The following is a 26,237-nucleotide window of genomic DNA, read 5'->3' on the forward strand; positions in this document are numbered from 1 at the left end:
TTCGCCGGGCGGCACCACCGAGGCCGCGCTGCGCCGATTCGCCGAGCATGGTTTTTCTGATATCGTGGCCGCCGCATTGCACGCCGCCAGCGATCGCTCGCGCGAACTTGGCCGCGGAATCAACTAGCGGGAGCGCTATCGCGTGTACGCCTGGACCAGCCTGATTATCTTCATCGCGCAGACCCTCCACGGTTTGCTGACGCTCTATTTGTACGTCGTGATCATTTCCGCGTTGATGACGTGGATCGAGCCGAATCCGTACAATCCGATCGTCCGCTTCATCTATTCGATCACGGAGCCGGTCTTCGATTGGTTCCGCGAACATATCCCGGTGGTGTTCGGCGGAATCGATTTTTCACCGCTAGTCGTGATTATCGTCATTCAGCTCATCCAGCAGGTCGTCATTCCGAGCGTGGTGCACGTGCTGATTCCCGCATACGTGTGAACCCGGGCGGCAATCCGCCGGCGGGATACACGCCCTGGATGCGCGTAGCCGGCGGCGAGCTGACGATCGAGGTCACGGCTCGGCCGGGCGCCTCGCGCCGAGGAGTTACTGGCGTGAGCGGAGAGCGCCTCGTCATCGGCGTCCATTCAGGCCCACAAAAGGGCAAAGCGAACGACGAATTGATCGAGTACCTGGCAGGTGAGCTGCGCGTACCGCGATCGGCGATCCTGATCGTTCGCGGGGCAACCTCGCGTCGCAAGACGATCCGAATCGTGACGCATGACCCGGCCAAGGTGGTATCGCGACTGCGGCAGATTGGCAGACCAAAGTAGCGTCCGCCAGCGCAAACCAGGCGAATCGATGGCGAAGACTCGGCGTTTCGGTTGACTGCGTTGCTTTCCATGGTTATTTAAGGGGGAGTAGGGGTAGGTTTTCGATTAGCAGTCCCGGTTTTGCGATGCCAATTTACGAATACAAGTGCAACAAGTGTGGCGTGTTCGAGGCGATGCGGGGGATCAAAGAGTCCGCGCTGAAGAAATGTCCTACCTGCAACGGCAAGGTGGAGCGGCAGATGTCGCGCGGCTCATTCATCCTGAAGGGCAGCGGATGGTACGCGACCGACTACGCCAAGAAGAGCACCCCGAGCAGCACGGACTCGGATTCAGCATCGACGCCAGCCACGCCCGCGACCAACGGTAGTACGGCGTCGTCGAGCGATTCGTCGGCGAAGGCGGCTGGCGAGTCGAAGCCGGCGTCGGAGTCCAAATCGTCGTCATCGGAATCGAAGACGTCCTCGCGCTCGAAATCCTCGTCCGAAAAGTCCGTGTCGGCGAAAGCCGCCGGCTAATTTTTCTTAGCGACTCTTTCCTTTGCGTCATCCCGATCGATTGTCGCATCCTGATGAGGCTAATATTTGCCCCGGTTCTTTGCCCCCTAGCCGGTTCTAACAGGGCTTTACGACTTCGCTCAGGGTAATCTCCGCCCGCATCTTTCTTAACATTAGGTGCAGGGGGCACGCTTGCCTGGCCGTGGTGACGGCAGCGCAGTATTAAGCCGTTGGCAGGGGCCGCGCCCGCCAACGGCGGGCGGCCTGAATACTGGGTGCAGGGGTCACCCCTGCCGAGCCGTGGGGTAGCCGACCCTGCGGCTTTTTTGTTTGAATCGGTCGAAGCTTATGCGCGCCCTTGTCTTCGATCGCAATCTGGAATTTCGCGGCGACTATCCCGATCCCGTTGCCGCGCCGGGTGAGAGTATCGTTGCGGTCGCAGTCGCAGGCATCTGCGGAACCGACCTGGAGATCGCGCGCGGCTACATGCAATATCGCGGAGTGCCGGGTCATGAATTCGCCGGGCGGGTGGCCGAATCGCAAAACCCCGCGCTGCGGGGCAAGCGCGTCGTCGGCGAGATCAACGCGGGATGCGGGCGATGTGCGACGTGCTCCGCCGGTCTCGTGCGGCATTGTCCCAATCGCACAGTGCTGGGAATTCTCGGGCGCGACGGCGCCTTTGCGGAATTTCTTTGTCTCCCCGACGCCAACCTGAATCCGATTCCCGATTCGATGCCCGACGACGTCGCGGTGTTCGTGGAACCGGTCGCGGCCGCCTACGAGATCTTCGAGCAGGTTCATCTATCGCGCAATCAGACGATTGCGGTGATTGGCGACGGCCGGCTCGGCGCGATCGTCGCGTTGGCGCTCAAGGCCGAGAAGTACCAGCCAGAGGTCACGGGCCATCATCGGGAGAAACTGGCGCGGCTGGCTGAACTCGGACTCGATACCGCCGAGGAATTTTCTGTGCGGGACAAATTCGAGGTTGTGATCGATTGCAGTGGAAGTGGATCCGGTTTTCGGCGCGCAGTCGAGCTGGTGCGGCCGCGCGGAAAGATCATACTGAAGAGCACCGCGGCCGCGGCGGCTGAAATTAATCTGGCGCCAATCGTGGTGAATGAAATCAGCGTGATCGGTTCGCGATGCGGCCGCTTTGAGCCTGCGCTCGACGCGCTGGCGGCCGGAAAAATCGATCCTCGCCCGCTGATCGATGGCGTCTTCGCGCTCGACGACGGCCTTAAGGGCTTCGAAGCCGCGATGAATCCGCTCAATTTCAAAATACTGCTGAGAGCGCCGTGAAGCGGCGGAGCCCCCGGACCTTGAGTGCCGGCGCAATCGTGGTCGGCATAGATACGGGCGGCACGTTCACCGATCTGGTCGCGATCGCCGGCGGTGAAATCCGCGTGCACAAAGTGCTCTCGACGCCGGCGGACCCTGCCGACGCTGTCATCCGCGGTCTGCGCGAGATGCTCGCGGGCATCGCGCCGGAGTCCGTCACTTATAGTTCCACCGTCGCGACCAACGCGCTGCTCGAAAAAAAAGGCGCACGGGTCGCGCTGTTTACCAACGCGGGGTTCGAAGACCTTATCGAGATCGGCCGGCAGAATCGCGACGACCTGTACGCGCTGGCGCCTTCGCGACCCGAGCCGCTGGTCGGCCGCGCGATGCGCTTCGGCGTAGCCGAGCGCACGCTGTTCGACGCAACCATCATCAGATCGCTCAGCCGCGCGGAACTCGCGCGAATTCGGCGACTCGCGGCACGCAGCGGCGCCGACGCATTCGCGATCTGCCTGCTTCATTCGTACGCCAATCCGAAAGGCGAGGAGTCGATCGCCCGCGCGCTGGCGCCGCTTGGACGGCCGCTTTCGGTCTCGCATCGGATTCTCGCCGAGTATCGCGAATATGAGCGCTTCTCGACGGCGGTCGTGAATGCGTACGTCGCGCCGCGGATGTCGTCGCATCTGAAAAACCTGGAGACCCGGCTCGAAGGGGCGCGGCTGCGAGTCATGCAATCCAACGGCAGCGCGATCGGCCCGGAGCTGGCGCGGGCAGAGCCGGTGCGAACGATTCTCTCCGGTCCCGCGGCGGGCGTGATCGGAGCGGCAAGCCTGGCGCGCGCATTCGGCGTCGATCGTTTCATCACGTTCGACATGGGCGGGACCTCGACGGATGTATCGCTGTTCGATCGCCGCGCGCGAATCCGCACGCTTAGTCATCCCGACGGATACGCGGTGCGCACGCCGGTCATCGACATTCACACCGTCGGCGCAGGCGGCGGATCGATCGCGCGGATTGACGCAGGCGGTTCGCTCCGGGTCGGGCCGGATAGCGCGGGCGCCGATCCCGGACCCGCGTGCTATGGACGCGGAGAGTCGTGCACCGTGACCGACGCCGACCTGGTGGCAGGCAGACTGGTCGCGGGGAATTTCCTGGGCGGCCAGATGAAGCTTTATCCGGAGCGCGCCCAGCGCGCGTTGTCGCGGCTCGCGCGAGAGATGAAAACGAATCCGATTGCGGCGGCGCGCGGGATCATTCGCGTCGTCAACGCGAACATGGAGCGTGCAATTCGCGTGATCACAGTCGAGCGCGGCTACGATCCGCGCGACTTCGCGATCCTGGCGTTCGGCGGCGCCGGCCCGATGCACGCGTGCGAACTGGCGCTCGATTTGGGTATCCGGCGAATCGTGATGCCGCGAAATCCCGGCCTGCTGTGTGCGTGGGGCGCGTCGCGCGCTCCTTTGGGCCGCGAGTATTCGCTTACGGTGCGCGAGACGAATCCGAACTATCGAGGCCTGCTCGCGCGCGCCTCGGCTCTGGTCCGCCGCGCATACGCCGAGCTCGGCGCTGAAGGAGCGGCCTCGATCCGTCACGAACTGTGGGCCGACATGCGCTATCGGGGTCAGTCGTACGAACTCGAAATCGCACTCACGCCCCGATTCGTCGCCGACTTTCATTCGACGCATCGCAGAACTTTCGGACATTGCGCCGCCAGTGCCGCCGTCGAGGTGGTGAATATCCGTATCCGCGCGGTCGCGGGGGATTTGGTCGCCAGGCCGAAGCGAATCGCGCGCCAGGTCGGTAAGCCAACCCCGGTTTCACGCGGACGGGTGCTGGTTGGCGGCCGGGAGCGTGCGGTGCCGATCTACGAGCGCGGCTCATTTGGCGCAGGCGCGCGCGTGCGGGGGCCGATCGTCGTCGTCGAGCTGAGTTCCACCGCGTACGTCGCGCCGGAATTCACTTTGCGCGTGGACGACTTCGGCAATCTGCAGCTGGAGGCGACGCGATGAAGCTCGATTCGATCCGGCTAGCCGTGATGAACAGCCGTCTTGCGGCGATCGCCGACGAGATGGGCGTGGTGCTCGGGCAGACGGCGTTCTCGCCCAACATCAAGGAGCGGCACGATTTTTCGTGTGCGATTTTCGACGCGCGCGGCGAGCTGGTCGCTCAGGCCGCGCACATTCCGGTGCATCTAGGCTCGACGCCGCTCTCGGTGCGCGCGGCAATTGAGAACCTCGAGCTCGGCCGCGGTGACGTTGCCGCGCTCAACGATCCCTTCGCCGGCGGGACGCATCTGCCCGATTTGACGCTGGTCGCACCGGTGTTTATCGGGGTCGAGCGCCGCCCGTTCGCGTACGCCGCCAACCGGGCGCATCACGCGGATATGGGCGGAATCGCGCCGGGCTCGATGGCGCTGGCGACGGAGATTTACCAGGAAGGTTTTCGATTGCCACCGGTAAAAATTGTCAGCGGCGGTGAGATCGCTCGCGACGTGATGACGCTGTTCCTCGCCAACACCAGAGTCCGCGAGGAGCGCGAGGGCGACCTGCACGCGCAGATTGCCGCGTTGTCGGTCGGCGCCGAGCGGTTGCTCGCGATCGTAAAAACGTCGGGACGAAAGACGGTCGAAGCTGCGATGGACGGGCTCAAGGATTACGCCGAGCGCCTGATGATCGCGGCGCTTGCCGAGCTGCGGCCGGGGACCTATCGGGCGGAGGATTTTCTCGACGACGACGGATTCGGCACGGGTCCGATTCCGATTCGCGCCGCAATCAAAATCGGCGGCGGCAAGGCGCTCGTCGATTTCACCGGCTCCGCGCCGCAGGTGCGCGGTTCGGTCAACGCAAATTTCGCGATCACCCTGTCGGCGACTTTCTATGTCATGAAATGCCTCGCGGCGCAGCCCGTGCCCGCCAACGAGGGCCTGATGCGCCCGATCAGGCTCGTCGCGCCGCCGGGCTCGATCGTCAACGCGTTGGCTCCAGCAGCGGTCGCCGGCGGAAACGTCGAGACCTCGCAGCGAATTGTCGACGTTCTGTTTCGTGCGCTCGCCAAGGCGGCGCCCGGTCGCATCCCGGCGGCGAGTTCGGGCTCGATGTCGAATCTCACGGTCGGCGGCTTCGACCTATTTCGCGACCGCCATTTTTCTTACTACGAAACGATCGCCGGCGGCGCGGGCGCCGCAAGCGGCCGGCCCGGCGCGTCCGGCATCCACACTCACATGACCAACACGCTCAACACGCCGATCGAGGCGCTCGAGGCCTACTACCCGATGCGGATCACCGAGTATCGAATCCGCCGCGGCTCTGGCGGCCGTGGCCGCGCGCGTGGCGGCGACGGACTGATTCGCGAACTCGAGTGCCTGGTCGATTCGAACGCAAGCTTGCTCACCGAACGGCGGACAATCGCGCCATACGGACTTGCCGGCGGCGGACCGGGCGCCACGGGGATGAACATCCTGCTGCGCGGCACGCGACGAACCAGGCTACCCGGCAAAACGAATATCGACCTCAAAGCCGGCGAGCGCATTCGAATCGAGACACCCGGCGGCGGCGCCTGGGGCCGTCGCTAAACGCGGAAGTGGCGCATCGGCGAGCGGCCCGCTAGCTTGAGCAAGATGGCGGAGCAGCAATTCTATGTGGGCATCCACGGCGTTATCGCCAGTCGCGGGCGAATGCTCGTGCTCAAGCGCGCGCCGGTAATGCCGTATCGGCCCGGAAGCTGGGACCTTCCCGGCGGCCATCTTGCGCTCGGCGAGAGTTTCGAGGATTGCCTGTTGCGCGAGGTCAAGGAGGAAACCGGGCTTGATGTCGCGATCGATCGCCTGCTCGGCTTGCACAGCATGGTTTCAGAGCCCTATCTGCAGGCGCTCTACTCGTGCCGGCTGACGGTTTTTCAGAAAGTGCAGCTGCGGCCCGACGAACACGTCGAGCATCGATGGGTCACGCCGGCCGAGCTCGCGAGCCTCGAGATGATTCCTTATCTCGCGGCAATTCTGAAGCGCGGTATGCTGAGTTACGTGAAGTGATCGAGGCGATGCGGCGCTACCGCGCGATCAGGCGGCCGCGCCAGTAGCCGAAAAAGTTGGCGCATTCGAGTTCGTGATAAATCGCCCGCTCGCGATCACCGCGCATCACGGCAGCCGCCATTCGCACGCCGTTGCGGACCAGCTTGTCGAGGTGATTGTGGTTTTGCAGTCCCGCAAATGCGGTGCCCATGCCGAAGGCGAAGCTCTTGCGCCGCAGGTACGCGCGCGTCATCCGCTCGGGCGGAATCAGATGATGCACGATCGCACGCGGTGCAAAACCCATCGCTCCGCCGCGCGCCAGGATCCGCGCGAACAGTTCGGTGTCCTCGCCTGAGATAGGATTGCCGCCGACCACGCCGAGGTCCTCGCGAAATTTCCCGAAACGCGCGAATGCGGAGCGCTTGAATCCGACATTGGCGCTGAAATAATTATCCAACCGCTCGGCAGATGAGGTCGGCGCCGACTCGATCTTGCGCCGGTCGTGAACCGCGAGCTTGACCCACAGGCTCGGCCCCAGCCACTTGGGCGGCTGCGACGACCATTGCGGGATAACCATGCCGCACGCGGCGTCCAGATCGCGCCGGCGCATGTCATCGAGCAGTTCGGCGGCCCAATCGCGCTCGGCCAGTGCGTCGTCGTCGATGAAGAAGATGAAGTCCGACGCGGTTTCGTCCACCGCACGATTGCGCGCAAAGCTCGAACCCAGGCGCGGTTCGAACACCCGCCGCATCGCAAGCGCCGCGCCACGCGCGCAGTCGTCGATTACCGCGGCGGTGTCGTCAGTCGATCCATTGTCGATGACGAGGCAATCGGCCTCGACCCCCGCCGGTATCGCGAGCGACGTGATACTTGCCAACGTCTCGCGCACCAGGGCCGCGCGATTGTGCGTGGGAATCGCAATTGTGAGTTTGACTGTCAATGCGGTCGTGCGCGCGCGCTAACCGAATCCGTCGCCGCTTGATGCCGCGTCACGTCTCCATGATAGCCCAACCGCGCCTCGCACCGGATAACCCGGCGCCGCCGCGGCGGCCCGCGTCAGTTCTTCGCCGGCGATGGCGCCGCCGCAGGCGCGGCAGCTGCTGAAGCACCGGCCGCGGGCGAAGCTCCCGGCGACGGCGATGGCGCCGCGGGCTTGGGCAGCGGCGCTCCCGATTGCGTGAACACGATCGACGTGACCGTCAAATCGGGCGTCGCCTTTTGCTGGATGTCGGTCGGGGCCGTCAGGCGGAAACCGAAGGTGCGCGTCTCGCCCGGCACGAACGGCAGCACCGGACGCCCGAAGTTGTTGAACTCGAGCGGCGTCGCGATCGGAACGTGAACCTCGCTGAAGACTTCCTTTTTGGTTTTCCCTTTGCCCTCGGTGTACGTGACCGTGAACTGAACCTCGTCGATCGGCTTGTCGCCGCTGTTCGTCATCTTGCCGAAAATTCCCGGCACTCGCGACGCTGACATCTTCATGTCCACATCGCTCAACACGATTTTCGGTATGTACGCCTGGCCGTCGGCGAGCTGCTTCTGCGAGTTTTGTATATCCGCCAACTCGCGCCCGTACTGGAACTTGAGGCCTGCGTTGCCGGTCGCCTGTTCTTTGTCCAGTTCGTCGATGATTTTCTGATAGGCCGCGATCGCTTTGTCGTAGTCGTGCTTGTGGTAGAGATCGACGGCGTCCTTGTGTTCCTTGACGATATTTTCTTTGAACGGGAAATCGACGAGCAGCCGCCATTCGCCACCCTGATTCACCATCACCACATCGTCGTCGTAGGTGACCTTCGGGTACGTATTTTCGGCCAGGTTCTTTTGCGCGGTCGAGTCGGGGGTCTCATCTCCCTTAAGTGAAGCATCGACCGTCCGCTCCCAGAGCGCGAGATCGGGGCGCGTCACGCTGACCGTGACGATCGCCTTGTCGCCGTCGGTCTTCGAGTCGCCAACCTTGTAATCGTAAGTGCGCAGTACGCCCTTGAACCAGTCCTTGCTCACCTCGGGGGCCATCGGGATTTCTTCGAGGAACTGATCCATCGTGCGATCGACCTGGTCCTGATGCGACAGCGCCTGGTAGCAGGCCGGGTAATTGTAAAGTTTCAGGTTGCCCAGATACGCTTCCGCCGCGCCCTGGGGCGTATGCCCTTGGCATCCCGCCACCACAAACGCACAAACCACGGCAGCCGCAAGCATCGCACCCTTGGCTTGAATTCTGCTCATTATCATCGTCGAATTCCCTCTTCACGCGAGCCGCAAACGGTTCGATTCTAATGTCGCTTCCACCAAAATAGAAGGCCGGCTCATGGGCAGTTTCCACCCGCTAGCCGCCTTTTGGGGGCAACAGTCTTGCTTATCAGAAAAAAGGCGCGCTATGCGAACGCCCGCGCGGCTCGATTACGGTTCCTTCGCTGACAATTTCTGCGGTTCTGGCGCTCTGGCCGCAGCCACTTGCGCGGCCCGCGGCGGAAACCAAAAACGCTCGACTTCGGTGGTGCGGACCGCATCGTCGATCATCCGCGGGATATCGAATCGCGATTCCGCCGCCTCGACTTCCTCGATTCGCGCCCGCGTCTCGGGATGCGCCGGCATGAACAGCGTGCAGCAGTCCTGGTCGGGCAATATCGATGTCTCGAAGCTGCGCAGCCGGCGCGCCTGATCGATAATCTCGTTCTTGTCCATCCCCACCAGCGGCCGCATGACCGGGAACGCCGCCGCCTTCTCGATCACCGCCATGTTTTCCAGCGTCTGCGAGGCAACCTGCCCCAGGCTCTCGCCCGTTACCAGCACCGTCGCGCCGCAACGCTCTGCAAGGGCGCTGGCGATTCGCAGCATGAAGCGCCGGTACAGCACCACCCGCAGCGGCCGCAGAGTGTTCGCCACGATCTCGCGCTGCAGGTTTCCAAACGGCACCAGCATCAACGTCGATCGCGCCTGCCATCGCGTCAGATGAGCCGCAAGCTCCGCCGCCTTCTCCCGGCTCGCCGCCGAAACGATCGGATACGCATGAAAATGCACGAAGTCCAGCCTGAGCCCGCGTCTCATCATGCGATGCGCCGCGACCGGCGAATCGATCCCGCCCGACAGCAGCGCCAATCCGCGCCCCGTCACGCCTACCGGAAGTCCGCCCGCACCCGGCATCTTGCCCGCCGACACGTACGCGGCGTCGTTCATTATCTCGATCGATATTGTGAGCTCGGGAGCGCGCAGATCCACTTCGAAGCCGAGCGCCTCCTGCACTTCACCGCCAACCGCTCGATCTATTTCCACCGAATTCATCGCGAACCGTTTGTCCTCGCGCTTGGTCCGCACCGCAAATGTCCGCGCATTGCTTCCGCTGGCACGCTTGATCGCTTCGCGCGCGATCGATTCGATGTCGCGAGCGGTTGCATGGCTTATCGAGAAGTTCTGCAGCCCGAAAATCAGCGCCGCGCGCTCGGCTGCGGTTTCGTCGCTAAGCTCCTCGGGGATTTGCACCATCAGGCGCGGCCCGACGCTGCGGACATTGCCCAGCCGGTAGTCGGCGAATATATCGCGCAGATTCTGCTTTACCTGGTCCACGAATCGCCACTGATTGCGCCCTTTGAGCGCGATCTCGTGGTATCTGCCAATCAAATATCGCATGTTATGAAGCCGCTCGCGTGCCGCCGCCGGACTTGAGGTTAGCCCACGCATGGGCAGCATTGAAAACCGGCCGCGCGCTTGCAAGATGGGCGCTGCGCGCGATTATCTGTAGTGATGAGCGACGCCAAACCCACGCCCGATCCCACCGCGGCGAACGACACTGCCCCTGAAAAGACATTCGCCCGCCACGTCGCGCTCATCCGGCGCAAGCTCTCCACCGTCACTCCCACCCCGCGCGCGGCGCTGGCGAACAAGTCCAACGCCGCCGCGGTGCTGATGCCGCTGTTCGAGCGCGCCGGCGGCCTTCACGTCGTCTATATCCGCCGCTCTGACCATGTCGCCAGCCATCGCGGCCAGGTCGCGTTTCCCGGCGGACGCGTCGATCCCGTCGATGCAACCCTGCTCGACGCCGCTCTGCGCGAGGCGCACGAAGAAGTCGGCATCCATCCTTCGACCGTAGACGTGGTCGGCGCTTTCCCCACCATGCAAACGACGACCAGCGGAATTGTCGTCGCGCCATTCGTCGGCGTGATTCCGTCCGACGCGCCGCTCAAGCCTCAAATCTCCGAAGTCGCCGAAATCTTCGACGTGCCGCTTACCGCGCTCCGCGACCCGAAGTTCCGCGGCGACTATGAATGGAAGAGCGACGGGCCGGCCGCTCGCTCCTCGAAATTTCCGGCGATTCTCTACCGCGGCCAGGTGATCTGGGGCCTCACCCTGCGCATCACGCTCAACCTCCTCGAGCTTCTCGATTAGGCCCTCGTTTCCGCGCGCTGCTGACAGCGAAAAAGTGAAATCTCCAGACAGGAGTCGAAGCCGATGGGACGCAATATCCTTTTCATCACCACCGATCAGCAGCGCTACGACGCGCTGGGATGCAACGGCGGTACGATCGCCAAGACGCCGGTCGCCGACCGGCTCGCCAACCGCGGAATCAACTATCGGCGTGCGCACAATCAAAATGTCGTCTGCATGCCGGCCCGCTCCACCATGATTACCGGCCAATACGTGCGCACCCACGGCGTCGTCGCCAACGGCGTTGCCCTTCCGCCCGATTCGCCGAGCGTCGCGGCTTATCTTCACGAGCAGGCCGGTTACCACACCGCGCTGCTGGGCAAGGCGCATTTCGAGCCCGGTTTCGATTTGCAGGGGCGATGGTTCGAGAACCGGATGGCGCGCCAGAATTCAACCGGCCCGTATCGCGGCTTCGATCGGATGGAACTGGCGATGCATGTGCCGATCGGCGGATGGCATTATTCGCTGTGGCTGCAGAAGAACCATCCCGAGGACCTCGGCGGCTTCGCCCCGCTGCTCACCGGGCTGGCCGGCGGCGACACCGGCGCGCCCGAAGTGAAGTACAATCCGATTCCGCGCGAGCATTACCACACCGACTGGGTGGCCGCGCGCACGATCGCATACCTCGATTCGCTCGATCCCGGCGACAACTGGTTCGTGTGGATGAGTTTTCCCGATCCCCATCATCCATGGGATCCGCCGCAGGACGAAGCGCGGCGAATCAATTGGCGCGATCTCGATCTGCCCGCCGGCTACCCCGGCTCGCGCGAGAAAATTGAGAAAATACTCGCCGGCAAGCCGCGCCATTGGCTCGATTGGTACCAGGGCCGCTTCGGCAACTTCGAGGGCGGCCCCGCCAGCTTCGTCCCGTGCCAGCTCACCGAGGATCAGCTTCGCGAAGTTAACGCGATGATCCACGTCGAAAACGAATTGATCGATCAGGCTTGCGGCCGCGTGCTCGCCCGAATCGCCGAGCGGGGATGGGAACCGCGCACCGACGTATTCTTCACCACCGACCACGGCGAGCTGCAAGGCGACTTCGGCTTGCTCTACAAGGGGCCGTATCACGTTGACGCGCTGATGCGGCTGCCGATGATCTGGCGTCCTGCGCCGTCAGCCAAAATTGCGCACAACGAAATCGCGGAGCCGGTCGGGCAACTCGATCTCGCGCCGACGTTCTGCCAAATCGCCGGCGTCCCGGTTCCCGGCTGGATGCAGGGCAAGCCGCTGCCCATCGCGCCCGGCTCGGGCCGCCAGCGCGTGATCACCGAATGGGACAGCCAGTTCGCCGCCATCGGGATGCATCTGCGCAGCATCTATCGCGACGGTTACACGCTCACCGTTTACGAGAAATCGACTCGCGACTATGGATTCGACATCGCCAACATTCCCGCGTTTCTGGCGCCGCGCGGTCCGATTGCCGATATCCGCTACGACGGCACCGAGGGCGAGCTCTACAACCTGCGCGAGGATCCCATGCAATGGCGCAATCTGTGGGACGATCCGGCCTACGCGAAGCTCAAGTCCGATCTGCGCGCCGACCTGTACGACAATCTTCCTCCCGAGCGCAAGCCGAAGCTTCCCATCGACGCCCCCGCTTAGGTTAAGCGCGGAATGGGCTTCGCCCTGTTAGAACAGGTTGTGGGGAAGAGGCCTCCACTTTTTGTGTCATCCTGAGCGCAGCGAAGGAACCCGGATCCTTACCTCGCCCGTTACTTTTGCGAATAAGAGGCTGGCCGAAGTGCGTTGGAGGCGTGGCTGACGCGCCGCGCCGAACGGGGAAGAATCCCGGTTCCTTCCTTACCTCGCCCGTTACTTTCACGGGAGGTGTCACAGACACGCGGCGGTCGAACATAGCGAGGTAGGTGAGGGTTCTGCGGTCTATCGGGCTCTAGGCCAACGTGGCGCGAGATCGACGGGCGCGCGTGGATACAGCAACCCTTTCCCTACCAGCGTAGATGCCTCCGATGGCTGCGCGAAGCCCGCCTGGCGCTGAGCACCGCGGACCGCGAATTCGTGGACGCTGCGCTGAAATCCTCCGGCGCCACCATCATCTTCAGCGCCTAGGGCTTCGCGAGCATCTCGAAGTAGGACACATCGATCAGGTCGGGCGGCGCCACTCCGAGCGCAGCCAGGATTTCATCCACCGCGCCGCGGCTCCGCTCGGGATCGTCGCCGTCTGCGATCACCGCCTCGATCTCGCCGAACTCTCCAAGCTTCGCGACCCGATCGAGATGCAGGCGCACGTTGTCGCGCGTCATCAGGGTTCGCACTTTTTCGACCACCGCGATCGCGCCGAGCGCATCTTCCAGAACTCGCAGCATCCGCGCCGGATCGGCAACCGGCACGATCTCGTAGTCGCTCAGCATCAGCGAAGCGCTTTCGCGTCGCCGGTAGAAGATCAGAACGGCGATCCCGTTTTCCTCGCGCAGCTTCAGCTTGCCGCTTGCGACGCGAAAAAAAGTGTCGCGCTGATTGAGTGTCGCACGCCGGACGTATCCAAGCGCCGACGCGCGCGCCTCAGCCTCAGCATGACTCCGGAGCCGGAACTTCGCTTCGAGGTTTTTCATTTTTTCGCTTTATCGTTGATCGCGACCGCCCTGGCGTGAAAAACTTGACACTTCGGGAAGTGCGCGCATAGGCTCCCACGACTTCGCACGGCATTCATTTGAGTATTATACGGGAAACCAATCCTGACGATGCGAAACTGATCGAGGCAGGCTTCGACCCGGCCCTCGCGCCCGCCGGCGCGATCGCGAAAATCCGCGAACTCAAGGGCCAGCCCGGCATCGCGGACGGCGCAATCGCGCGCGCGCTCGGCAAGATCGCAGACGCCGGCGCCGCCGCGATGCTCACCGAGATGGAAGCCGGCGCGGCCGGCGAGCTTCGGCGCGAAGTCCGCCGCGCGCTGTACAAGCTGAAGCAGCACGGCATCGACACGCCCGCATCCGCCGCCGGGACTGCTGATGCGGCCGGCACTATCCACGGCAACGCCCCTGAAAAAAGTGAAAAAACCGCGATGCTCTCGCCGATCGACAGCGAAGGCGCGCGTATCGTCTGGATCGTCAAGCCGCGCGTGCAGGGCGGCGTGATCCGAATGTGGGCGCTGATCTCCGAGCGCGAGGGCCTGGTCGGCGCGCAGAACACTGCGCTGTCGCGGCGCGAGCTGAAATCCGAACGCGAGGCGCTCGAACGGCGCGCGCAGGTCAAGCTGGTTGACGCCGACTGGCGCGTCGCGGACTTCATCGCGTGCGAGGCCTGGCGCAACACGCCCGAGTCGCGCCGCGGTCACGTCGGAAACTTTCTCACGCTGCGCGCCGAGTTGATCGCGTCGCCGCCGCCAACTGAACTGCTGCATCCTGTCTATGCCGAGCTTACCGCCGAGGCGGCGGGTGAGCCGTCGCTCGAGCTGCTCAAGGAGCCGGAACTGCTCGAATGGCGGATCCCCGACGCGACACTCAAACCCTACGTCGAGGAGATTGCCCGCGCCGGCGAAAGCGTGATCGTCCTGAATCCGATGCACAAGCAGGAGCGCGTGAATGCCGTCCTCGATCGCGCGACTGCGGAACTGCTGGCGGGCGACAACGGGCGCGCAGTCCGGCGGCGGCTCGAGGATATCGCGTACTACATGGCGCGGGCCGGACGCCGCACGGAGGCGGGATGGGCCGCGGCGGCCGCGGCGCGGCTGCGCGACGGAATCGACGTGACGAAGCTGCCCTTCTTTCAGGCCTTCATCCGCACCCAACTCGGCACGGTCGCGGCAGCCGAGCAGCAGAAGGCCGAGGATGAGACGCGGCTGATCATGACTCCGGCCGAGGCGATGCGCGCGCGCGAAGCCCGCGAAGCACGGACCCGCCGCCGCTAGGCGCGCTTCGATCCCGTTTCGCGTCGCCAAAATCGAGTTACGATTCCTTCGATGCGCGTGGATACCGGTGCGCGCGCCGGCCAGAGTCAGAATAGCGGGCGTTGGACGGCGGCGGCGACTGGCCCGAACGAGCGCCGATGAATCGGCGAGGGGCCGAGCCTGGCGAGCGACTGCATATGCTCGTTGGTGCAATAGCCCTTGTGTTGCGCGAAGCCGTAGCCGGGGTAGATCGCGTCGAGTTCGACCATCATGCGATCGCGGGTGACCTTGGCGACGATCGAGGCGGCGGCGATGCAGAAACTTTTGCGATCGCCGCCTACGATTCTGGTCTGCGGAAGTTCCAGGCCCGGAATCAGGCGGCCATCGACGAGCACGTGGCCGGGCGCCAGCTTCAATGCGGACAGCGCGCGGCGGCTCGCGGACATCGTGGCCCAGTAGATATTGAGGCGATCGATTTCGTTGACCTCGGCGATGCCGACGCCGACCGCGATGGCGCGGTCGCGGATCGGCGTGAACAATTCCTCGCGCTGTTCGTGGCTCAACTGTTTGGAATCGTGCACGCCGCTGATGAATGTCTCGGGTCCGAAGACCACGGCGGCTGCCACGACGGGACCGGCCATCGGACCGACGCCGGCTTCGTCAACACCGGCGACGGCGTCGATGCCGAGTTTCCACAGGCGCCGTTCGTAGCGCAGGTCGGGCCGCTTGCTCATCGTGATCGTCGATGCTCGTCAGTCACCGGTTGTGCATCGTGGTTTACGCCATCCGTTTCAAACGGGCCTTGCGAATCGTCTCGGCGGTTTCATCGGGAGCGCCGATGTCGTTGAGCCGGATCGCATAGTCGGCGCTGGCGGCGGACGCGATCGTGACGTCGCCAAGTCCGATCATCCGTTGCGCGACGCGCTTGCTGACCTCGACCGAGCGGATGTCGGCCAGTTCCATCTCGCGACGGCGTGACGCGAGCAGCCCGCGCTTTTCAATCAAGCGATCGGAAGTGAGACTCCAGCTGATGGTCCTGGAGCGAATCATCGTGACGATGAAGGTCAGCGCGCCGACGCCGACTACCGCGAAGCCGGCCTGGATCGGTTCGCGCTTGACGTGCAGCTGGTACAGCAAAATGGCGCCGATCGCGATCAGCAATCCACCGAAGAGGAAGCCGTTGGCGTAGTACCACAGCGAGGGACGGAATTGAGCGAGCGCGTACTCGCGCACCGCGGCGGGCTTGGGCGCGTACATCCGCGTACCGCATCGCGAACAAAAGGCGGCGCCTTGCTGGGTGTCGTTACCGCACTGGGGACATCTCATCGCGCCGCCTCAAGCCACCGCATTGGGAACAGTGTCAGTCGGTGCGATTATGATGATGCGTGGCGCGTCGCGTCAATTGAAACTGCGTCGACGCCGGGGCGTCGAGCAGCTGCCGACTGCGCATCCTAGTCGGCGAAGCGGTGGCCCCAGTCGCGGGCGCAACTGAGGATGTCGATCGGGGTTCCGTCCTGCACCGCGCGGTACTTGTCCCAGAAGCTGGAATCGATTTGTTTGAGCGCAGCCGGCTCCCGCCGCCGACGCCATCGATTGCACGCGCCCGGACCGCCGTTGTAGGCCGCGTAGGCAGATCGGGCGAGATGGCCGGCGACCGGCACGGGATCAAACTTCGGCTGAGCGGACGCATAGCGCATCATGCGCGCGAGAATCTCGCAGCCCGCGCCGGCATTGTAGAGAACGTCCCACTTAAGCCGATCGATATCGTAAAAGCCGCGCCAGACATGCTTATTCACCTGCATCAGCCCGATGTCGCCGGTCGCGGATTCAAGCCATCGGATGCCCGCCTCGGCCATCACGAACTGTCGCCAGCAGCTTTCCTGCCACGCCGCACTGCGCACGAGCGTGACATAGATGGGGGCGTCGCCGCGGTCGATGGTGCCTTCGCCGAGTTGGCGTTCGGCGCTGAGATCGAGCAGCAGCCCCATGTCGTGGCGATAAGCCTGGGCGTTGTCTTCGGTGACCACCAGACGGTAGAGGCGATCGGCGACCTGCTGGAGGCGGGGGAGCATCGCGGGCTCGTCGTCCTTGTCCTGCTGTGCGGCGGCGGCCTCTCGTGGCGACAGGACGGAGAGCATTCGCAGCAGGAGCGGATCAATCCGGGCGAATTGGCGCGACGCTTGACGGCTGGCGCCAGGTCCGGCCGACGCGGGAGGGATCGATCTGCCCGGCGACGCATCCGCCGCCGGGGTGCTCGCGCCGCGTGAGCTCGGCAATGCGCCGGGGGCGGAAGGCGGCACGTCCTCTTCTTCGATCGGGTGATGGGTGGTGGGCGGCTCGGGGACGGCGAAAAGTTTTTTCAGGTCACGATCTTCGTGGTAGCTGAATTGAAGCGGATCGCCCGACGCGTTGGGCGCCATGATATGCGCGAGGCGGCGAAGGTCGGCGGCCGAAATGCGCATCCCAAGCGCGGGCGCCGCCTGATCGAGCGCAAACAACGCGTCTCCGGCCGAGATGAATGACATAAATTCGAGCGCGTGCGCCCCGAGCATCCCGCGCCGGGCGGCGGCGCGCACCGCGTCGTGCAACTGACGCCATTCGTCGAGGAACAGAAGGCGCACCGGATCGGCCCCCGCGGCGGCGGGCGGGTTGTTCAGCGCCTGGACGAGGCGGTAGCGGCTGTCGAGCAGGATTTGCAGCAGCTGGTCGCGGAACGGTTGGTCGCCGACCGCGTCACCGAGCTGCTTGATCGAAAAAACCAGAAACGCGTCCCACTGATCGAGCGTGTCCTGAAAGGCTTTGAGTTCGGCGGTCGTTGGCGCGGGCGCGGGCGAGGCCGCTGCACCGGGAATTGCGGTTGGAGTGGGGACGTCGGGAATCATCATCACGAGCGTGACTCGGACGCCGTCGTCGAGTGCCTCGATGTTGGGCTCGGCGGTGAGCGATGCGATTGCGGCGTGGACGCGGCCGGCGGCCTCGGGCGTGATCGAATCTGAGACCATCGCGCCGAGCTGCTGAACGGCGGGTTTGAGATCGTAAGAAAAGTCGTCGAGCTGCGGAATGAGGTAGCTCTTGATCAGGTCGAAGCCCCGGCTGACGAGCTGCGTTTTCTGATGAGCGGAGTCGTAGAGATTCAAATCGGTGAAATGAAATTTAAGCTGGAGGCCGGGCGCGATGTATGGGACGCCGAGCGCCTCGACGATGCCGCTCCATTGGACCGCGTTCAGGCATTGAGAACCCATCGAGACGCCCAGGCCCAGGCTGTCGGCGGTTTCGAGCTTCACGGTGGCCGGCCCGCCGGCGGTGGCGCGTGAGAATTCGGGATTTTCAGCGTAAAGAAACTGGCAATCGTCGCTGCCGTTCCAAAGCTGAGCGCGTCCGCCGGGCGCGGTAAAAAGATTGCGCTTGAGCGCTTCGCGCAGTGTGATGTAGTCGATGGTGAGCGGAATCCTGACCTGGGTGGCGAGGGCGGGATCGGGCCGGGCGAGGAAGATTGCGATGGCGGCCGCGGCGATTATCAATGACAATCGTGGCGATCTGGCGAGTGTGGTCATGAATTACCGGTTTTGGCGATCATTGCGATTTTGCCGCGCGCGCATGGTCACCGCACGCGGGTCATGTGTCAACCATTATGGCAAGTCCCGTCGTCCTTGAAAGCCGCTGTGTCGCTATTGATAATCAAAGTGGACGTATTTCCGGAAATTGCGGGTAAGCCCGATGAGTACTGAACGTCAGGCGGACTTTTACGAAGCGGAACTGCCGCAGGCGTCGCTCGAACTGGCCAAGCTGCGCGCCTCGAGCGACTACGTGGCGCCGTTCGAGATCGTGCGGCGGCGCGTGATCGATGATGTCAACGAAGGCAGGATGACCGTCGATGCGACGGTCGTAATCCGAATCGGCAACGTCGAGGAAACCGAAGCGGCCTCGGGCGTAGGCGTGGTGCACGCGCTCGACGTGGCGCTGCGCAAGGCGCTGCTGAAATATTTTCCATACCTCGAGCAGGTGCGCGTGATCGAAACCTACCAGCATGCGACCGGCGACTCGACCGAGGCGGACGTCGTATCGGTGAAGAAATTTTCCGACGGCCAACTGCTATGGACGACGCTGGCCAAGTCGTCGAACACGGTCGAAGCGGGATGGGTGTCGCTGCTCGACGGCTACGAATGGCGAATCATCAACGAGAACACGAGGCTGCGCCGGATGAATGCGAATCCGAGGTGGTCGAGGCGCTGACCCCCAACCTCCAAAGGGGCGAGGCGATCGCGATGAGCGCGGGCGAGCGAGCAGCTGGTAGCGGCAAGGCGTCGCCGGGCAAACTGGCGATTTTGTACGACGGCTCGTGCGAGCTGTGCCGCGCGAGTGTCGACGGAGTCATGCAATTCGACAACTCGGGAGCGATCGAGCCGCTCGATCTTCATCGCGAAGATGTGCGTGCGCAGTTTCCCGGGCTGACGCGGGAAAATCTGCTCGAGGAATTGCACGCGGTGGACGAGGGCGGGCGCGTGTACCGCGGCGCGCGGGCGATCAACGAAATACTGCGGTGTCAGCGCGGGCTGCGGGGCTACCTGGCATACCTGTGGTACATCCCGCCGTACGCGTGGCTCGCGGATTGGCAGTACAAGCGGATCGCCGCGTCGCGATACGCACGCGATCCGCGCGGCAAGTTGAAGGGGAAAGCGGCCCCGGAGCGCTAGCGGGGCGCGGCTTGTTCGAGATCGCGAGCGCACGGTAAGCTGAGCGCTTGCACTCGTGAAACCATTTTACATTTTCAATTCGCTGAACCGCGCGGTCGAGGAATTCCAGGCGCTCAAGCCGCCCGAGGTTACGCTGTATTCATGCGGGCCGACGGTCTATCTGCCGCAGCATCTTGGGAATCTGCGCGCGTACGTGTTCGTGGACAGTCTGCGCAGGGCGCTGGAGTTCAACGGCTACCGGGTGCGCCACGTGATGAACGTGACGGACGTCGGTCACATGACCGGAGACGTGGACGAAGGCGAAGACAAGGTCGAGAAAACCGCACGGGCGCAAGGGAAATCGCCACTGGAAGTCGCGAACTTTTATTTCGAGCAGTTCCGGCGCGATTGCGCGGCGCTCAATCTCGAGCCGCCGCAGGTATGGTCGCGCGCGACCGATCATATCGGCGACATGATCGCGCTCAGCGCGAGAATAATCGACGCGGGATTTGCGTACGTCACGAAAAGCGGCGTGTACTTCGACGTCGAGAGGTATCGCGGGAGCAACCGGGCCGGGCGGCTCTCGCGCCAGAGCCTCGACGAGCAGAGCGCCACGCAGCGCCTGGAGCATTCGGCCGACAAGCATAGCCCGCACGATTTCGCGCTGTGGGTGCTCGACCAGCCGGACCATCTGATGCAATGGGAGAGTCCGTGGGGACGCGGCTATCCGGGCTGGCATATCGAGTGCTCGGCGATGGCGATGAAATACCTGGGCGAGACTATCGACATCCACACCGGCGGCATCGATCACATCCCCGTGCATCACGAGAACGAGATCGCGCAATCGGAAAGTGCGACGCACCAGCCGTTCGCGCGGTACTTCGTGCACAACGCGTTCCTGGTCGGCAAAGAGGGGACCAAGATCAGCAAGAGCGCGGGCAAGTTCCCGCTGCTGAGCGATCTCGGGGCGGCGGGGATCGATCCGCTGGCGTTTCGGATCTTCTGTTACGGCGCGAAGTACCGTTCCGAAATTGCATTCAACGACGACGCGATCCGTGCGGCGCAGGGCAGTCTCGATTATTTTCGGGAGTTCGCACGCAACGTGCCGGACGACGCGGCGGCGGACGGGGTCGAGGCGGCGGGATGGGCGGCGGAGTACTACGAGCGCTTCCACGGCGCAATCAACAACGACCTGAACACCCCGCAAGCTCTGGCGGTGGCTCTGGAACTGATTGCGGAGTCATACCGGCGCAAGGATTTCCGGGCGTGGCCGACACTGCGAGCGCTCGACGCGGTGCTGGGACTCGGCCTGGGAAAGCATCGCGAGTCGGCGCGCGCGGGCTCGATCGAAGCCGACGTGCAGCAATTGATCGACAATCGAACGGCGGCTCGCAAGGCGAAAGACTTTCAGCTCGCCGATGAATTGCGCAAGGAAATCGAGCGGCGCGGCTACGAGGTCAAGGATAATCGCGACGGCACGGCGAGCTATCAGCGGCGGCAGGGCTGAGCAGCGGCATTTCGGGCCTCAGGTTTGCCTTGAATGGTTGCGCATAAGTCTCTTAGAATCCCGCCTTGACGAGTCAAATCGTCTGCCCAGAAGGAAGCGATGGGGATTGAGTTAAAGAAATTCGACACCAGGCTGCAGGCCGAAGGACCCGAGGTACGTCATCTCGATCCCGCTGCGGCGCCGTTTTACCTGCCGATTGGCGACGAAGTGGAAATCTTCACCGCCGCGTACAAAGCCCGCCTGCCGGTGCTGCTCAAAGGACCGACCGGGTGCGGCAAGACCCGCTTCGTCGAGCACATGGCGCATCAGCTGTCCTCGCTGGCTGACGGACCCAATGAGCTGATAACGGTTGCATGTCACGAGGATCTGACCGGCAGCGACCTGGTGGGCCGCTTCCTGATCCAGGCCGACGAGACGGTGTGGGTTGACGGTCCGCTGACGCAAGCGGTGCGGCGCGGCGCGATTTGTTACCTGGATGAAGTGGTGGAAGCGCGCAAGGACACGACGGTGCTGATTCATCCGCTGTCGGATCACCGGAGGATTCTGCCGATCGAAAAGCGCGGCGAGACGATCGAGGCGCACAACGGATTTCTGCTGGTGATTTCGTACAATCCCGGCTACCAGAGCATCCAGAAAAACCTGAAGCATTCGACGCGCCAGCGCTTCGTGACGATCGAGTTCACGTATCCGCCGGCGGACAAGGAAGTCGAGATTATCGCGCACGAGGCGGGAGTCGAGCAGGATATCGCGCTGCAGCTCGCGGTGCTGGGCGAGAAGGTGCGTCATCTGAAGGCGTCGGGATTGGAGGAGGGCGTTTCGACGCGCCTGTTGATCTACGCCGGAGAGCTGATCCAGCAGGGAATTGCGCCACGGCGCGCCGCGACGGTCGCGGTCACGTGGTCGCTGACCGACGAAGCCGACAGCAAACGCGCGATCGACGAAGTGGTAAAGGCGATCTTCCCATAAGTTGCGGCAAGATTCCGGAATCGACGCGAATGACGCCAACAAATTCAGCGAGGTCGCGCAAATGACAGTCTCCGCAAAGTTCAAGATGACGCTGGTTTCGGTTTCTGCCGCGATGCTGGTCGCCGGCGCATCGGCCATGGCGCAGGAAATGCAAGGGCTCCAGGCACAGACCGGGCCGAGACTGGATTTTCCGGCCGGGCTGGCGACCGACGGCCGCGCGGTTTACGTTTCGAACAGCCGCAACAATACGATCGGGGCGATCGATGCGACGTCGAAATCGCTCCGAATCGTCGCCGGCAAACTTTTCCAGCAAGGCAGCAACGATGGCACTGGCGATTCGGCGCGCTTCAACAGCCCCGACGGGATGGCGATCTCCGGGCAGGATCTCTATCTTTGCGACACCGACAATTCCGACATCCGCAAGATCAATATCAGCAGCGGGACGGTTACCACGATTGCGGGGACGGCGAATATCGGGGGCACCGAAGACGGCACCGGCTCGGCGGCGCACTTCAACCTGCCCACGCAGATCGCGACCGACGGCACCGCGCTCTACGTAGCCGACAGCGGCAACAACACGATCCGGCGCATCACGCTTCCCGACATGAAGGTCAAGACGATCGCGGGACAGGCGGGCACGCCGGGGAAGACCGACGGTGGTGCAGACAAGTCACAGTTCAGCGGACCGCGCGGAATCGCGGTGGACAAAAAGGCCATCTACATCGCGGATACCGGCAATGACGTCATCCGCAAGATCGATATCTCGACGCTGCAGACCAGCACGATTGCGGGCACCGGCGCGGAAGGGGACAAAGACGGTCCCGCGCTGGAAGCGCAGTTCAACAATCCCGGCGCGATATGCACCGACGGAACGATGCTCTACGTGCTGGACGCCGACAATCATTCGATTCGCAAAATCGACCTCACCGCCAACACCGTGACCAAACTGACGCTGGTCAACGGCCATATCGGCTCGGGCTGCGCGCTCACCAGCGACGGCAAGCAGCTGTATTTCTCCGACACCACGGAAAACGCCGTGGAGGTCGTCGATACCACCAGCGGCAACTTCACCACGCTCTATCCTCCGGGGCAGTAGGGCGCCGCGCGACGGGCATCGCGTCTTGATCGATCTGCGCAGCGACACGGTTACGTTGCCGACGCCCGAGATGCGCGAGGCGATCGCGCGCGCCGAGCTGGGTGACGACGTTTACGGCGAAGACCCGAGCGTGAACCGGCTCGAAGCGATGGCGGCGTCGACGATGGGGAAAGAGGCGGCGATGCTCGTGCCGAGCGGCACGATGGGCAATCTGGCCGCGATGCTGACTCATTGCGCGCGCGGCACCAAGGCGATAGTCGGCTCGCAGTCGCACACCAATTGTTACGAGGCGGGCGGCGCGTCGGCTCTGGGAGGCATCGTGCTGACCGCGATTGCCAACACTGAAGACGGCGAACTCGACGCGGACGCACTCGCGCACGAGCTCGGGATGCCGGTCAACGAGCATTTCGCGCAGCCGTCGCTGGTCGTCATCGAGAACACTCACAACCGATGCGGCGGCGCGCCGATCAAGCTATCGCACATGGCGGAAGTTTCCGACGCGGCGCGTCGCCGAAAAATCCGGCTTCATCTTGACGGCGCGCGAATTTTCAACGCGGCGCTGGCGCTGGAAACGACGCCGAGGGAAATCGCCGGCGGCGCGGATACGGTATCGTTTTGCCTGTCGAAGGGGCTTGGATGTCCGGTGGGTTCGATTTTGTGCGGGAGCCGCGAATTTATCGCCGGTGCGCGCCGGACCCGCAAAGTGCTCGGCGGAGGAATGCGGCAAGCGGGAATAATCGCGGCGGCGGGAATCGTCGCGCTGACGACGATGGTCGATCGACTGGCCGAGGATCACCAGAATGCGCGTGCGCTGGCGCAGGGATTTGCGCTGGTCGCGGGACTGAACGTCCGTCCGGTTCAGAATCGGACCAACATGGTGGTATTCGACGTGGACGGCGACGCGGACGCATCGCGGCGTTTCGCGGCGGCGATGCAACAGCGGGGGGTGCTGATATCGCCGCGCGAGGCGACGTCCTTCCGCGCCGTGACGCATCATGGGATTTCGCGCGCCGATGTCGATCGAGCGGTCGCAGCGGCCGCACAAGCCGCCGGCGAAGTCTTCGGCGACTGAACGCTTCGATCGCGCGCATGGGTGATCACGAGATGGATTCGCTCGATTCGCTGTTTTCTCTGCGCGGGCGTCGCGGACTGGTAACCGGCGCGTCGTCCGGGTTGGGAGTGGAATGCGCGAAGGCGCTGGCGATCGCGGGCGCCGACGTTGCTCTCGTCGCGCGGCGCAAAGACCGCGTCACACAGATTGCGGCCGAGCTTGCCAAGACGCACGGCGTCAAAGCGATCGGAATCGGCGCCGACGTGACGCGCGAGGCCGACCTCGATCGCGTGATGGCCGAGACCTCGGCCGCGCTTGGCGACGTGGATATCCTGGTGAACAACGCGGGCGTGTCGCCGACCGGCCGCGCCGAGAACTTCAAGCGTGAAGCATGGGACGAAGCGATCGCCGTGAATCTGACCGCACCGATGATGCTCGCACAGCGCGTCGCGCGCCGGCTTATCGAGACCGGCCAACCGGGCCGAATCATCAACATGGTTTCGATCTACGCGTCGGTGGCGAGTTCGGTGTACCGGCTGTCGGCATACGCGGCGACCAAGGCGGCGTTGGCGAATTTGACGCGTCAGCTGGCGGTGGAATGGGCCGGCTATGGAATTCTGGTCAATGCGATCGCGCCCGGATGGATTCCCACCGAGGCCACCGAAGGCGGAATCGCGAAGGGCGCGAACAAGGAACGGATGGAGGCGTCTACGCCGATGAAGCGGCTGGGGCTGCCGCATGAGATTCGCGGCGCGGTGATCTTCCTTGCCAGCGCGGCTTCAAGCTACGTTACGGGGTCGGTAATTTCGGTGGACGGCGGATACCAGGCGTGGTGAAAGCGGCGCGGGTCAGATCGCAAGGTTTGCAAGCCGCGCCGCCGCAAACTCCGAACGATCGTTAGACTGGGAGTGGGGATGAACGACACCGGGCTTCGGGCGCAACTTTTCCGGCGCAAGCCGGCGGCGGCTTTGATGGCGGAAGCCGAGTCGCGCTCGGGTGGCCTCAAACGGGCTCTGGGAGCACTCGACCTCACGCTGCTTGGTATCGGCGCGATCGTCGGTGCGGGAATTTTCGTGCTGACCGGCGTCGCCGCGGCAAGATACGCGGGGCCGGCAATCGTGCTCTCGTTCGTGGTGTCGGGATTCGCGTGCGCGATGGCGGCGCTGTGCTACGCGGAATTCGCAGCGATGATCCCGGTGGCGGGCAGCGCGTACTCATATTCGTACGCGACGATGGGCGAGCTGGTCGGCTGGATCATCGGATGGGACCTGGTGCTCGAGTACGCGGTCGCCTCGGCGGCGGTTGCGGTGGGATGGTCGGGGTACCTTACCGTCATCCTGCACGGCGTCGGGATTCATCTGCCGGCCGCGATAACCAATGCGCCCGGGTCGGTTCCCGGCGCGATCATCAACCTGCCCGCGCTGCTGATCGTGATGCTGGTAACCTGGATACTGTACATCGGGATATCGGAAAGCGCGCGGATCAATTCGATCATCGTGGCGGTGAAACTGTGCGTGATCGGCGCAGTGATCGTCGTGGGTGCGTTCTTCATCAGGCCGGAGAACTGGAGTCCGTTCGCGCCGATGGGATGGACGGGAGTGATGAAAGGCGCGGCGGTGATCTTCTTTGCGTACATAGGGTTCGACGCGGTGTCGACAGCCGCGGAGGAAGTCGTCGATCCCAAGCGCGACCTGCCGCTCGGCATCCTCGGTTCGCTGTTGGTCTGCACCGTGCTTTATATCCTGGTCGCGGGGGTGTTGACCGGGATGGTGCCGGCGCACCTGATCGACGTGAACGCGCCGCTGGCGTCGGCGTTCGCGCTGCGCGGGCTGCACGCGTTGTCGGGAATTATCTCGCTGGGCGCGGTTGCGGGCCTGACCTCGGTGCTGCTGGTGATGATGCTCGGGCAGTCGCGGGTGTTTTTCGCCGTGTCGCGCGACGGCCTGCTGCCGCCCGCCTTCAGCCGGATTCATCCGAAGTATCGCACGCCGTACATACCGACCACGCTGACCGGAATCGGAGTCGGAATCGCGGCGGCGCTGCTGCCGATCCAGGAAATCGCGGAGCTGACGAATATCGGGACGCTGTTCGCGTTCGTGCTGGTATGCTTCGGCGTGTGGATCCTGCGC

At 63.8% G+C, this 26,237-nt stretch carries 26 protein-coding genes; 19 read left to right on the forward strand and 7 right to left on the reverse strand.

Going from position 1 to position 26,237, the window contains the following annotated elements:
- The 8 genes from ABSB13_RS10875 to ABSB13_RS10910 all read left to right on the forward strand — a co-directional run.
- On the forward strand, positions 1–127 hold a 127-nt coding region (locus ABSB13_RS10875), incomplete at its 5' end, for a pyrroline-5-carboxylate reductase family protein (protein ID WP_428108191.1).
- A gap of 15 nt (positions 128–142) precedes the next feature.
- Positions 143–445, forward strand: coding sequence for a YggT family protein (locus ABSB13_RS10880; RefSeq protein WP_428108128.1), 303 nt, complete (start codon positions 143–145; stop codon positions 443–445).
- Positions 442–777, forward strand: coding sequence for a DUF167 domain-containing protein (locus ABSB13_RS10885; protein ID WP_428108130.1), 336 nt, complete (start codon positions 442–444; stop codon positions 775–777). Before ABSB13_RS10880 ends, ABSB13_RS10885 begins: the two co-directional genes overlap by 4 nt.
- A 125-nt stretch (positions 778–902) precedes the next feature.
- Complete coding sequence (locus ABSB13_RS10890) at positions 903–1,292, forward strand: FmdB family zinc ribbon protein (protein ID WP_428108132.1); 390 nt, start codon at positions 903–905, stop codon at positions 1,290–1,292.
- Between the two features lie 327 nt (positions 1,293–1,619).
- On the forward strand, positions 1,620–2,570 hold the full coding sequence (locus ABSB13_RS10895; RefSeq protein WP_428108135.1) for an MDR/zinc-dependent alcohol dehydrogenase-like family protein: 951 nt from the start codon (positions 1,620–1,622) through the stop codon (positions 2,568–2,570).
- Positions 2,571–2,590: 20 nt separating this feature from the next.
- Positions 2,591–4,558, forward strand: a complete 1,968-nt coding sequence (locus ABSB13_RS10900) for a hydantoinase/oxoprolinase family protein (RefSeq protein WP_428108138.1) — start codon at positions 2,591–2,593, stop codon at positions 4,556–4,558.
- Positions 4,555–6,120: a hydantoinase B/oxoprolinase family protein gene (locus ABSB13_RS10905; RefSeq protein WP_428108140.1), complete on the forward strand. Its 1,566-nt coding sequence runs from the start codon at positions 4,555–4,557 to the stop codon at positions 6,118–6,120. The genes ABSB13_RS10900 and ABSB13_RS10905 overlap by 4 nt, the downstream gene beginning before the upstream one ends.
- 45 nt (positions 6,121–6,165) lie before the next feature.
- Positions 6,166–6,576 carry an NUDIX domain-containing protein gene (locus ABSB13_RS10910; protein WP_428108143.1) on the forward strand — a complete coding sequence of 137 codons (411 nt, stop codon included), beginning with the start codon at positions 6,166–6,168 and terminating at the stop codon, positions 6,574–6,576.
- Positions 6,577–6,592: 16 nt separating this feature from the next.
- On the opposite strand, the gene ABSB13_RS10915 is transcribed toward ABSB13_RS10910, so the two are convergent.
- From ABSB13_RS10915 to thiI, 3 genes are all read right to left on the reverse strand, one after another.
- Positions 6,593–7,495: a glycosyltransferase family 2 protein gene (locus ABSB13_RS10915; protein WP_428108145.1), complete on the reverse strand. Its 903-nt coding sequence runs from the start codon at positions 7,493–7,495 to the stop codon at positions 6,593–6,595.
- Between the two features lie 116 nt (positions 7,496–7,611).
- The gene (locus ABSB13_RS10920) at positions 7,612–8,781 is read right to left on the reverse strand and encodes a hypothetical protein (protein ID WP_428108148.1); all 1,170 of its coding nucleotides are present in this window, start codon (positions 8,779–8,781) and stop codon (positions 7,612–7,614) included.
- A 168-nt stretch (positions 8,782–8,949) separates the two neighbouring features.
- Entirely contained in the window at positions 8,950–10,176 is a 1,227-nt protein-coding gene (gene thiI / locus ABSB13_RS10925) for a tRNA uracil 4-sulfurtransferase ThiI (RefSeq protein WP_428108150.1), read from the reverse strand.
- Between the two features lie 114 nt (positions 10,177–10,290).
- Here thiI and ABSB13_RS10930 point away from each other — a divergent pair, with 114 nt between their 5' ends.
- Positions 10,291–10,932 carry an NUDIX hydrolase gene (locus tag ABSB13_RS10930; protein ID WP_428108153.1) on the forward strand — a complete coding sequence of 214 codons (642 nt, stop codon included), beginning with the start codon at positions 10,291–10,293 and terminating at the stop codon, positions 10,930–10,932.
- Positions 10,933–10,995: 63 nt separating this feature from the next.
- Positions 10,996–12,573 (forward strand): sulfatase family protein, encoded by a 1,578-nt coding sequence (locus ABSB13_RS10935; protein WP_428108156.1) that lies wholly within the window; start codon positions 10,996–10,998, stop codon positions 12,571–12,573.
- A 461-nt stretch (positions 12,574–13,034) separates the two neighbouring features.
- On the opposite strand, the gene ABSB13_RS10940 is transcribed toward ABSB13_RS10935, so the two are convergent.
- Positions 13,035–13,541 carry a class IV adenylate cyclase gene (locus ABSB13_RS10940; RefSeq protein WP_428108158.1) on the reverse strand — a complete coding sequence of 169 codons (507 nt, stop codon included), beginning with the start codon at positions 13,539–13,541 and terminating at the stop codon, positions 13,035–13,037.
- 98 nt (positions 13,542–13,639) lie between these two features.
- Between ABSB13_RS10940 and ABSB13_RS10945 the strand changes: the two genes are divergently transcribed.
- Positions 13,640–14,836 (forward strand): hypothetical protein, encoded by a 1,197-nt coding sequence (locus tag ABSB13_RS10945; protein WP_428108160.1) that lies wholly within the window; start codon positions 13,640–13,642, stop codon positions 14,834–14,836.
- 86 nt (positions 14,837–14,922) lie between these two features.
- Here the strand turns inward: ABSB13_RS10945 and rnhB are convergent, their stop codons facing one another.
- The 3 genes from rnhB to ABSB13_RS10960 form a co-directional block, all read right to left on the reverse strand.
- Complete coding sequence (gene rnhB / locus ABSB13_RS10950) at positions 14,923–15,549, reverse strand: ribonuclease HII (RefSeq protein ID WP_428108163.1); 627 nt, start codon at positions 15,547–15,549, stop codon at positions 14,923–14,925.
- 43 nt (positions 15,550–15,592) lie between these two features.
- Complete coding sequence (locus ABSB13_RS10955; RefSeq protein WP_428108166.1) at positions 15,593–16,141, reverse strand: zinc ribbon domain-containing protein; 549 nt, start codon at positions 16,139–16,141, stop codon at positions 15,593–15,595.
- A 125-nt stretch (positions 16,142–16,266) separates the two neighbouring features.
- On the reverse strand, positions 16,267–18,342 hold the full coding sequence (locus tag ABSB13_RS10960) for a transglycosylase SLT domain-containing protein (protein WP_428108168.1): 2,076 nt from the start codon (positions 18,340–18,342) through the stop codon (positions 16,267–16,269).
- A 190-nt stretch (positions 18,343–18,532) separates the two neighbouring features.
- Here ABSB13_RS10960 and ABSB13_RS10965 point away from each other — a divergent pair, with 190 nt between their 5' ends.
- The 8 genes from ABSB13_RS10965 to ABSB13_RS11000 all read left to right on the forward strand — a co-directional run.
- On the forward strand, positions 18,533–19,048 hold the full coding sequence (locus ABSB13_RS10965) for an alpha-isopropylmalate synthase regulatory domain-containing protein (protein ID WP_428108170.1): 516 nt from the start codon (positions 18,533–18,535) through the stop codon (positions 19,046–19,048).
- On the forward strand, positions 18,979–19,509 hold the full coding sequence (locus tag ABSB13_RS10970; RefSeq protein WP_428108172.1) for a thiol-disulfide oxidoreductase DCC family protein: 531 nt from the start codon (positions 18,979–18,981) through the stop codon (positions 19,507–19,509). Before ABSB13_RS10965 ends, ABSB13_RS10970 begins: the two co-directional genes overlap by 70 nt.
- Positions 19,510–19,564: 55 nt before the next feature.
- Complete coding sequence (gene cysS / locus ABSB13_RS10975) at positions 19,565–20,995, forward strand: cysteine--tRNA ligase (protein ID WP_428108175.1); 1,431 nt, start codon at positions 19,565–19,567, stop codon at positions 20,993–20,995.
- A gap of 99 nt (positions 20,996–21,094) precedes the next feature.
- A complete protein-coding gene (locus ABSB13_RS10980) occupies positions 21,095–21,961 on the forward strand; it encodes a CbbQ/NirQ/NorQ/GpvN family protein (RefSeq protein ID WP_428108177.1) in 867 nt (288 codons plus the stop codon).
- Between the two features lie 61 nt (positions 21,962–22,022).
- On the forward strand, positions 22,023–23,057 hold the full coding sequence (locus ABSB13_RS10985) for an NHL repeat-containing protein (RefSeq protein ID WP_428108179.1): 1,035 nt from the start codon (positions 22,023–22,025) through the stop codon (positions 23,055–23,057).
- A 25-nt stretch (positions 23,058–23,082) separates the two neighbouring features.
- Positions 23,083–24,129, forward strand: coding sequence for a low-specificity L-threonine aldolase (ltaE, locus tag ABSB13_RS10990; protein ID WP_428108182.1), 1,047 nt, complete (start codon positions 23,083–23,085; stop codon positions 24,127–24,129).
- 17 nt (positions 24,130–24,146) lie between these two features.
- A complete protein-coding gene (locus ABSB13_RS10995; protein ID WP_428108185.1) occupies positions 24,147–24,944 on the forward strand; it encodes an SDR family NAD(P)-dependent oxidoreductase in 798 nt (265 codons plus the stop codon).
- 78 nt (positions 24,945–25,022) lie between these two features.
- Positions 25,023–26,237: amino acid permease (locus ABSB13_RS11000; protein WP_428108188.1), on the forward strand; the 1,215-nt coding region annotated here is incomplete at its 3' end.

The organism is Binatus sp. (SeqCode), assembly GCF_050013435.1.
GTDB lineage: Bacteria > Desulfobacterota > Binatia > Binatales > Binataceae > Binatus.

Coding starts and splice junctions, on each gene's coding strand:
- ABSB13_RS10895 (WP_428108135.1), top strand. CDS start 1,620: ATGCGCGCCCTTGTCTTCGATCGCAATCTGGAATTTCGCGGCGACTAT.
- rnhB (WP_428108163.1), bottom strand. CDS start 15,549: ATGAGCAAGCGGCCCGACCTGCGCTACGAACGGCGCCTGTGGAAACTC.
- ABSB13_RS10995 (WP_428108185.1), top strand. CDS start 24,147: ATGGGTGATCACGAGATGGATTCGCTCGATTCGCTGTTTTCTCTGCGC.
- ABSB13_RS10935 (WP_428108156.1), top strand. CDS start 10,996: ATGGGACGCAATATCCTTTTCATCACCACCGATCAGCAGCGCTACGAC.
- ABSB13_RS10890 (WP_428108132.1), top strand. CDS start 903: ATGCCAATTTACGAATACAAGTGCAACAAGTGTGGCGTGTTCGAGGCG.
- ABSB13_RS10965 (WP_428108170.1), top strand. CDS start 18,533: ATGAGTACTGAACGTCAGGCGGACTTTTACGAAGCGGAACTGCCGCAG.
- ABSB13_RS10955 (WP_428108166.1), bottom strand. CDS start 16,141: ATGAGATGTCCCCAGTGCGGTAACGACACCCAGCAAGGCGCCGCCTTT.
- ABSB13_RS10905 (WP_428108140.1), top strand. CDS start 4,555: ATGAAGCTCGATTCGATCCGGCTAGCCGTGATGAACAGCCGTCTTGCG.
- ABSB13_RS10970 (WP_428108172.1), top strand. CDS start 18,979: ATGGCGAATCATCAACGAGAACACGAGGCTGCGCCGGATGAATGCGAA.
- ABSB13_RS10920 (WP_428108148.1), bottom strand. CDS start 8,781: ATGATAATGAGCAGAATTCAAGCCAAGGGTGCGATGCTTGCGGCTGCC.
- ABSB13_RS10910 (WP_428108143.1), top strand. CDS start 6,166: ATGGCGGAGCAGCAATTCTATGTGGGCATCCACGGCGTTATCGCCAGT.
- ABSB13_RS10940 (WP_428108158.1), bottom strand. CDS start 13,541: ATGAAAAACCTCGAAGCGAAGTTCCGGCTCCGGAGTCATGCTGAGGCT.
- ABSB13_RS10985 (WP_428108179.1), top strand. CDS start 22,023: ATGACAGTCTCCGCAAAGTTCAAGATGACGCTGGTTTCGGTTTCTGCC.
- ABSB13_RS10930 (WP_428108153.1), top strand. CDS start 10,291: ATGAGCGACGCCAAACCCACGCCCGATCCCACCGCGGCGAACGACACT.
- thiI (WP_428108150.1), bottom strand. CDS start 10,176: ATGCGATATTTGATTGGCAGATACCACGAGATCGCGCTCAAAGGGCGC.
- ABSB13_RS10980 (WP_428108177.1), top strand. CDS start 21,095: ATGGGGATTGAGTTAAAGAAATTCGACACCAGGCTGCAGGCCGAAGGA.